At 63.6% G+C, this 8,612-nt stretch carries 9 protein-coding genes; all 9 read left to right on the top strand.

Features of this window, described 5'->3' with window-relative positions; all coding sequences use genetic code 11:
- The first annotated feature begins 179 nt into the window (after positions 1–179).
- The 9 genes from P0D80_RS44770 to P0D80_RS44730 are packed head-to-tail and all read left to right on the top strand — an operon-like array spanning position 180 to position 8,606.
- A complete protein-coding gene (locus P0D80_RS44770; RefSeq protein WP_132377623.1) occupies positions 180–473 on the top strand; it encodes a hypothetical protein in 294 nt (97 codons plus the stop codon).
- Positions 474–519: 46 nt separating this feature from the next.
- A complete protein-coding gene (locus P0D80_RS44765; protein WP_408182807.1) occupies positions 520–1,722 on the top strand; it encodes a CpaE/TadZ family protein in 1,203 nt (400 codons plus the stop codon).
- A gap of 54 nt (positions 1,723–1,776) precedes the next feature.
- Positions 1,777–3,159, top strand: a complete 1,383-nt coding sequence (locus tag P0D80_RS44760; RefSeq protein ID WP_408182805.1) for a TadA family conjugal transfer-associated ATPase — start codon at positions 1,777–1,779, stop codon at positions 3,157–3,159.
- 27 nt (positions 3,160–3,186) lie between these two features.
- Positions 3,187–4,164 (top strand): type II secretion system F family protein, encoded by a 978-nt coding sequence (locus P0D80_RS44755; protein ID WP_408182803.1) that lies wholly within the window; start codon positions 3,187–3,189, stop codon positions 4,162–4,164.
- Positions 4,165–4,208: 44 nt separating this feature from the next.
- The gene (locus P0D80_RS44750; protein ID WP_408182802.1) at positions 4,209–5,165 is read left to right on the top strand and encodes a type II secretion system F family protein; all 957 of its coding nucleotides are present in this window, start codon (positions 4,209–4,211) and stop codon (positions 5,163–5,165) included.
- 26 nt (positions 5,166–5,191) lie between these two features.
- Positions 5,192–6,058, top strand: coding sequence for a sterol desaturase family protein (locus tag P0D80_RS44745; RefSeq protein WP_408182800.1), 867 nt, complete (start codon positions 5,192–5,194; stop codon positions 6,056–6,058).
- Entirely contained in the window at positions 6,055–6,585 is a 531-nt protein-coding gene (locus tag P0D80_RS44740) for a TadE/TadG family type IV pilus assembly protein (RefSeq protein ID WP_408182799.1), read from the top strand. The genes P0D80_RS44745 and P0D80_RS44740 overlap by 4 nt, the downstream gene beginning before the upstream one ends.
- 1 nt (position 6,586) lies before the next feature.
- Positions 6,587–7,216: a TadE/TadG family type IV pilus assembly protein gene (locus P0D80_RS44735; RefSeq protein ID WP_408182798.1), complete on the top strand. Its 630-nt coding sequence runs from the start codon at positions 6,587–6,589 to the stop codon at positions 7,214–7,216.
- A 49-nt stretch (positions 7,217–7,265) separates the two neighbouring features.
- The gene (locus tag P0D80_RS44730; RefSeq protein ID WP_408182796.1) at positions 7,266–8,606 is read left to right on the top strand and encodes a vWA domain-containing protein; all 1,341 of its coding nucleotides are present in this window, start codon (positions 7,266–7,268) and stop codon (positions 8,604–8,606) included.
- The last annotated feature ends 6 nt before the right edge of the window (positions 8,607–8,612 follow it).

The following is an 8,612-nucleotide window of genomic DNA, read 5'->3' as shown; positions in this document are numbered from 1 at the left end:
GGGCCCCCCCCCCCCCCCCCGCCCCCCCCCGGCGCCCCCCCCCGCCCCGGGCCCCCCGCGCCCGTGCCGGTTCCCGCACCCGCACCGAGCGCGGCTGCGTCCGTGGCTGTGATCCCGGCCGCGCCGGAAACCAGCGACTCACACGCCTCGCAGTAACGCGCGGCCTACCGGAGATCGACATGACAAACACCAAGACACTGATCCGCACGGCGCTGTGCGCCGGCTTGAGCGCCGCGCTCGCCGGCTGCCTGAGCTCGACGCCGCACTGGGACGCGACGTTCGGCGACTCGGTCAACCAGATCAAGGAAATGCAGACGCTCAATCCCAATGCCTCGGCCAATAACGATCCGGTTGCGGGTATCGACGGCACGGCGGCCGCCGCGGCGCAGAAGAGCTACGCCAAATCGTTCACCGCGCCGCCCCCGCCGACCAATGCCTTTACGATCGGCGTCGGCTCATCGAACGGGTATTGAAGCGACACAACCAGGCGGCTCGGTTTAGCGCCAGCGGAGACTTACCATGATCGACACCCTTCTGATTTCGTCCAGCGCCGAGCGCGCGCCGCAGATCGCGGCGCGTCTCGAAGCAAGCGGCATCGCGTTTCGTCTGCGTACGCTGCACGGTACCGCGAAGCAGTTGCGCGTGCACGCCGCGGCGATCAAGAGCGCCGATCTGCTGATCGTCGACGACGCCGACCTGACGCCGCGCGAGCTGAGCGGCGTCGAGGAGGTGCTGTCCCACCTCCCGCATCTGCATTGCATGCTGGTGACCCCGGCGCCGTCGACCACGCTGCTGATGGCGGCGATGCGCGTCGGCGTGCGGCACGTGCTGTCCTGGCCGCTCGACGACCGCGAGATCGCCGACGCGCTCGCCCACGTCTCGGCGAAGAAACACGCCGGCGTGCGCCGCGACGGCCGCGTGGTGTCGTTCACGTCCTGCAAGGGCGGCAGCGGCACCACCCTGATCGCCGTGAATCTCGCTTACGCGCTGGCCGCCTTGCGCGACAAGCGCGTGCTGTTGATCGACCTGAACCAGCAATTCGCCGACGCGAGCCTGCTGGTCGCCGACAAAGCGCCGCCTGCTACGCTCGCGGACCTGTGCTCGCAGATCGACCGGCTCGACGCCGCTTTCTTTGAATCTTGCGTGATGCACGTGCACGCGAATCTCGACGTGCTGGCCGGCGCGGGCGATCCGGTCAAATCGGGCGAATTGCGCGCCGCGCATCTCGAACGGATTCTCACGCTGGTGCGCGAGCAATACGACGCGGTGCTGATCGACGTCGGCCAGAACATCAATCCGCTCGCAATCCACGCGCTCGATCACAGCGACTCGATCTGCATGGTGGTGCGGCAGAACATTCTGTACCTGCATGCGGGCCGCCGCATGCTCGACATTTTCAAGGAACTCGGCTATCCGGCGAGCAAGGTGAAAGTGATCGTCAACCAGTACGACAAGAACGCGCGCATCAACCTTGCGACGCTCGAAGAAACGTTCGGCGCGAAAGTCGCGCATCACTTGCCGCGCGATGAGAAGCAGGCCACCGAGGCGTTGAACCACGGCGTGCCGCTCGTCACCGGCGCGAAGGGCGGCGCGCTCGCCCAGGGCATCTCGCAACTGGCCGCGTTGCTGTGGCCGTTGCCGGTTGCGGAGCGCAAGAGCGTGCTCGGGCGTCTGTTCGCCAGCCGGCCGAATTCGCCGCCGCAGTTGAAGCCCGGACACTGAGCCGCCTGAATCCGATCAAGCCCGGTTGCCATCGAAAAGAATGCGGAGAGCACCATGTCATTGCGCGAACAGTTGATGATCCAAAGCGGCACCCTGTCGTTCGACAGCGCCAGTTCCGCGACGGCGGCAGCCGGCGCGGCCGCCGACAGTCTCGCGGCGCGGCGCGCGTATCAGCAGCTCAAGATGAACATTCATCAGGCGATTATCGACCGGGTGGAGCTCGACAAGCTGCAACGCTTGTCGCCCGAGCAGATCAAGCGCGAACTGGCGCAACTGGTGGAGCGGATCGTCGATGAAGACAAAATCCCGATGAACGAACTCGAGCGCCGCCGTCTTGCCCAGGACGTGCACGACGAAATGGTCGGCCTCGGCCCGCTCGAACCGCTGCTCAACGACCCGACCATCTCCGACATTCTGGTGAATACGTCGCAGCACGTGTATGTGGAACGGCGCGGCCGCCTCGAACACACTGACGTGACCTTCTACGACGACGCGCATCTGATGAAGATCATCGAGCGCATCGTCTCGCGCGTGGGCCGCCGGATCGACGAATCCACGCCGATGGTCGACGCGCGCCTGCCTGACGGCTCGCGTGTCAACGCGATCATTCCGCCGTCCGCGATCGACGGCCCGCTGGTGTCGATTCGCCGCTTCGCGGTGAATCCGCTCACGGTCACCGACATGGTGAACAACCAAAGCTTCACGCCCGCGATGGCGCAACTGCTCGAAGCGCTGATCAAGTCGAAGCTGAACGTGCTGATTTCCGGCGGCACGGGCAGCGGCAAAACCACGCTGCTCAATCTGCTCTCCGGCTTCATTCCCGAGGACGAGCGGGTCGTGACGATCGAAGACGCGGCCGAATTGCAGATGCGCCAGCAGCACGTGCTGCGGCTCGAAACACGGCCGCCGAATATCGAAGGCAAGGGCGAAATCTCGCAGCGCTCGCTGGTGCGCAACGCGCTGCGGATGCGCCCCGACCGTATCGTGCTCGGCGAAGTGCGCGGCGCCGAAGCGCTCGACATGCTGCACGCCATGAACACCGGCCACGAAGGCTCGATGGCGACGCTGCACGCGAACACGCCGCGTGACGCGCTCACGCGTCTCGAGAACATGGTCGGCATGGCGGGTCTGCCGATGCCGATCAAGGCGATCCGTCAGCAGATCGCTTCGGCGATCACGGTGGTGGTACAGGCCTCGCGTCTGACCGACGGGCGCCGCAAGCTGATGAGCATTCAGGAAATCACCGGCATGGAAGGCGACATCATCAACATGCAGGAGATCTTCACGTTCAAGCGCACCGGCGTCGACGAAAACGGCATGATCAAAGGCTATTTTTGCGCGAGCGGCGTGCGGCCGAAATTCTGCGAGCGGCTGGCGGGCTTCGGCATCGTGCTGCCGGACCAGATGTTCGATCCGGCACGGCGTTTCGAAGTATGAACGCGCAACGGGTTTGAGGAGAGGGACATGAACACGTCGTTTATCGGCTTTGCGGTGCTCGCGTTTCTCGCGGTCGTGCTGGCCATCGAGGCCGTCTATCTGTTCTGGAGCAGCCATCACGGCAAGGACGTCAAACGCATGGACGAGCGCATTCGCGCGCTTTCCGCGGGTGGCAACGTGAGCAGCCAACAGCTCTCGATCCTCAAGCAGCGCATGCTGAGCGAGTCGCCGTTCGTCACGAACCTGCTACTGCGCATGCCGCGTGTGCATGCGCTCGACCGGCAGTTGCAGCAGTCCGGGCTGAAGTGGTCGGTGGCGCGCTTCATCACTTACACGTTGCTGTGCGCGGTCGCCGGCGCCTTTGCCGGCTTCCTGCTGCACGCGCCCGCGCTGGTATTGAGTGTGTTCGCCGCAGTGGCCAGCCTGCTGCCGACCATGGTTCTGCGCCGCAAGCGCACCAAACGCGTGCGGCAACTCGAGCGCCAGTTGCCCGACGCAGCCGATCTGATCGCCCGCGCACTGCGCGCCGGCCACTCCTTTCCGGCCGCGCTCGGCATGGTCGGCCAGGAGCTGCCCGAACCGCTCGGCGGCGAATTCGCGCTGGTGTTCGACGAGATCAACTACGGCGTTTCGATGAACGACGCCCTCCTGAACATGGTGAGCCGCGTGCCGGTCGAGGACCTGCGCTACTTCGTGATCGCCGTGCTGATCCAGCGTGAGGCGGGCGGCAATCTGGCGGAGATTCTCGGTAGCATCAGCGGCATCATTCGCGAGCGGCTCAAGCTGCTCGGCAAGGTGCGAGTGCTGTCCGCGGAAGGACGCTTGTCGGCGTGGGTGCTCGCCATATTGCCGTTCGCGCTTCTGGGATTGCTGACGTTGCTCAATCCGGGTTACATCAGCGTGTTCTGGAAGGACCCGGCTGGCGTGCAGCTCGCCGGCGTGGCGATCACGATGATGCTGTTCGGCATCTTGTGGATGCGCAAAGTCGTGCGCATCCACATCTAGACGACCGGTTTCGACACGAGGAGCGCGGGCCCGGCCCGCAGACCATGAAAATAGAACAGATCGTGCTGCTGGGGGTGATGTTCCTGATCGTGTTCGGCGCGGCGCTGAAGGCGATGTCGCTGCTGCGCCCCGACCCGGTGCAACGGCGCATCGAGGAGCTCGGACAGCCGGGCGCGCCCAGTGAAGCCGAGGCCGGCGCGCAGAAGAGCTGGGTCGAAACCGTCACGAAGATGTCCGAGCGGGTCGCCAAACTGTCGCTGCCGAAAGAGGACTGGGACAAGTCGGCGCTGCGTCTGCGCTTCGCGAACGCGGGCATCCGCACGCCGTCCGCGCCGGCGGTCTATTTCGCCACCAAGACGGTGCTGGCGCTCGCGCTGCCGGCCGTCGCGCTGATCTTTTTCGGCAATGCCTTCGAAGCCGACGAGCGCATCTATCTGCTGCTGACGGTGCTATCCGCCTCGGCGCTCGGTTTCTATCTGCCGAATCTCGTGATGACGCGCCTCGTGGAAAGCCGTCAACGTAAGCTGTTCGAAGATTTGCCCGACGCGCTCGATCTGATGACCGTATGCGTGGAAGCGGGTCTCGGCCTCGACGCGGCGATGATGCGCGTCACCCAGGAAATCGGCGTGAAGAGCCACGCGCTCAAAGACGAGCTCGACATGGTGCTGCTGGAACTGCGCGCCGGCTCGGGGCGCGACAAGGCCTTGCGCAACCTGTCGTTGCGCACCGGCGTGGAAGATATCGACACGCTCGCCGCGATGCTGATTCAGGCTGACCGCTTCGGCACCAGCGTGGGCGACTCGCTCCGTGTTTATACCGACAACCTGCGCACCAAGCGACGCTTGCGCGCGGAAGAACAGGCTGCCAAGATCGCCTTGAAGCTCCTGTTTCCGCTGATGTTCTTTATCTTTCCGACGCTGCTGACAGTACTGATCGGTCCGTCGGCGATCCAGATCGTGCGCCAGCTGTTCCCGGCCATCAGCAGCATGACGGGCGGTTGAGCGCCAGGCATTCACCGGGGAATCACATGTTCGCATCCAGCCCGTTTCCTGACCTCCTGCAACACGCGAGCCTGTGGCTTCGCCTGTACGCGCTCGGACTGGTGATGATGGCCGCTGGCGCGGCGCTGGAACGGCGCTGGCCCGCCGCGATGTTGCAATCGCGCGCCGGCCAGCGTTTCAACGTGGCCTACGCGGGCGTGTATCTGGCGATCGTGGAAGCGCTGAAGCCGTTGACGGCGGCGGCGAGTATCGCGATCGTGAATGCGCTCGGCGGCGGCCTGGTGGTTCTGAACTCGCACGGGTTGGGCGCGTTGGCTTCGTTCGTGATCGTGCTGTTGACCATCGACGTGCTCGAGTATGCGTTTCACCGCCTGCAGCATACGTGGCCCGTGCTGTGGAAACTGCATTCGCTGCACCATAGCGCGGTCGAATTCAATATCACGGTCACGTGGCGGCACCACTGGATCGAATCGCTCATCAGGGGCGGTCTGCTCTATCCGCTCGTCGGCGTGCTGTTCAAGGTCGAACCGTGGATCGTCGCCTCGACTTCGATCGTGTTCATGTTCGGCAATTACTTCGCGCATATGAACCTGCGCGTGGACCTCGGCCGCTACATCACGTGGGTCAACAATCCGCAATATCACCGCCTGCATCATTCGAACCGCACCGAGCATTTCGACCATAACTTCACGCAGCTGCTGCCGCTGTGGGATCACCTGTTCGACACGCAGTGGGTGCCGGCCAAAGAGGAGTGGCCGGCCACCGGTCTCGACGGCGGCGCACAACCTCGCTCGCTGCTGGAAGCGTTCTGCTGGCCGCTGCGCGTGCACGCCGAACGTCGCACGGAGCTCGGCGGCAAGGCCGTGCCGGTGTTGGACAAGGAGACGAAATGAAAGTCGCTCAGCGGAAGTCCACCTTTTGCGCAGAGGCGCGCGCAGGCAAGCGCCGACCCGCGCGCAAGCAGCGCGGCGTTGCCACGGTCGAGTTCGCGTTGGTCGCGCCGCTGCTGTTTCTGCTGCTGTGCATCGCCATGGATCTCGGCATCGCCCTGTGGGTCAATCTGACCATGCAATACGCGGTGAGGGAAGGCGCGCGTTATTCGGTAACGGGGCAGACCAATCTCGACCCGAACGCGACCAACCAGCAGCGTTATCTGGCTGTCGTGCAGGAGATCAAGAACAGTTCAATGGGTCTCTATTCGCTCGTCTCGCCGAGTTACGTGATCACCATCAACGGCGCGAGCCAGACCTACAACACGCAAACGAGTTACAGCACCGGCATGTTCGGCAATCCCGGCGACATCGTGGTGCTGCAGATCAACTGCATCTGGCCGCTTCTCACGCCGCTGGTCAAGCCGTTCTTCCCCAACGGCAATTTTGGCTTCAGCGTCGCGGCGACGATGCGCAACGAGGGCTTCTGACATGCGCACACGTTCCTTGCGAAGCCGCCGCGCGTCCAAAGGCATCGTCAGCGTGGAAATGGCGTTGTTGCTGCCGATGCTGGTGGCGCTCGCGCTGCCGGTGTATGACATTGCGCGCAACATCCAGGCGCAGATGATTCTGATCAACGTGAGCCGCGAGGGTGCGAGCCTGTCTTCGCGCGCGTCGCTCACGTTTCCGATGCAGACCATCATGTCCTCGCTCACGTCGACCACACCGCCGCTGAACATGAACGCCAACGGCATGATCTACATCACCGAGATCATGGGCAACAACAATTGCGACAGCAGCGGCAACAATTGCACGGGCGTGGTGGTCGCGCAGTATCGCTGGAACGGCGGCAACTACTATCCGGCGAGCCAGTTGTGGAATTGCGGCAACGCCGGCACGCGCTGGGCGACGGACGGCACCGGCAGTTGCAGTGGCATTCCGGCGGCGGGGAAGACGTCACCGGTAGTGAACCTGCTGCAAGGCAAGCTCTCCGACGGCCAGATCGCTTACGTGGTCGAGGCGTTCTATTTGCAGACGCCGCTGATCGGTTCGGTGAATCTGGGCGGCGGCATCCAGACACCTGCGCTTTCGCCGAATCTCTACGCAATGACGGTGTTCTGACTCGGCAAAAAAGCCGAGCCAAATAAAAAACGCAGGACCGGGGGTAGCAATGAAAACAACAGCGGCATTCAGAAGACGGCAGAGGGGATCGGTCAGCATTATCGTGGCGGTGTCGCTGATCGCGTTGCTGGGCATCCTCGGTCTCGCGGTGGATTCCGGTCTTGGCTACATGATCAAAGCGCGCCTCGACGCCGCCACCGACGGCGCGGTGATTGCGGCGGGCGAGGCAGTCACGCGCGGCAACAATCAGACGGAGCAGACCAATAACGCGCAGCAGGCGGCAACGGCCTTTTTCGCGGCGAACTATCCGACGGGTTTTCTCGGCTCGAGCGTTACGGCGGGAACCCCCTCGATCGTGTTCAACGCCGGCACGGTGACGATCGGCATGACCGCGCAGGCGAGCGTGCCGGTTACTTTCACGAAAGTGCTTGGATTCAACGTGCTGAACGTAAGCGCGAGTTCGCAGGCGATTCGCAAGACGTTGGATATGGCGTTCGTGATCGATACCACGGGCTCGCTGAACACTTCCGGCGTCCCGGCCGCGGTGCGCTCGAATGCGGTGGCCTTCCTCAATAATTTCGATGTGACCAACGACCGTGTGGCGCTGATGCACTTCGCTTACGGCACCGTGGTCGACGTGCCGTTCAAAGGCAATACGCGCGGTTTCGATCGCGCGACGATGACCGCCGACATCAAAAAATACTCGTTCAATGGCAGCACCAATTCGGCCGAAGCGATCTGGAACGCGCGCAACCAGTTGAATACGGTGATCACGCAGCCGTCCAGCTTGCGGGTGATCGTGTTCTTCTCGGACGGCGCGCCGAACAGTTTCTCCTCGTTCTTCACGACCAATCAGAGCGGTTGCAACAACACCGCCGGCACGATCGCGAGCCCGGACAGCGCGGGCACGATGTCCGGGCTGTACAACATGAATTCGCTCAGCCAGCAGCTCGGTTCGCCGTGCTACCAGAGCAACGTGACCAAGCTCGTGACGGCCATGCCGAACTGGTACAACGCGCACGACAAGAACGAACAGGTCTTCCCGATCTGGCCCGTGACCGCGCCGCGTGCCGTGCCGAACGGCGACATCACGTATGTGAACGTCAACCGCGCGTCGCGCAATCTGCTCGAAGCGATGGCCGCGGCGGCGCGCGCCGAAGGCACCTACGTGTTCACGCTCGGTTACGGACCCGAACTGGTGCAGCCCGCCGGTCCGGACAACGAAATCGGCCAGGACGTGCTCAAGTGCATGGCGAACACCGCCGATTCGCCCTCGCGTTGCTACAACTCAAAACAGCCCGTCGGCGTGTACTGCTACGCCGCGACGCCAGCCGATCTGAAGCCGTGCTTTTCGCAACTGGCTTCGCAAATCCTTCGTATTTCCAAGTGAGCGTGC

It is taken from the genome of Paraburkholderia sp. RL17-373-BIF-A, from assembly GCF_046030175.1.
In the GTDB taxonomy this organism is placed as follows: domain Bacteria; phylum Pseudomonadota; class Gammaproteobacteria; order Burkholderiales; family Burkholderiaceae; genus Paraburkholderia.
This window is presented reverse-complemented; position numbering and strand designations above follow the sequence as displayed.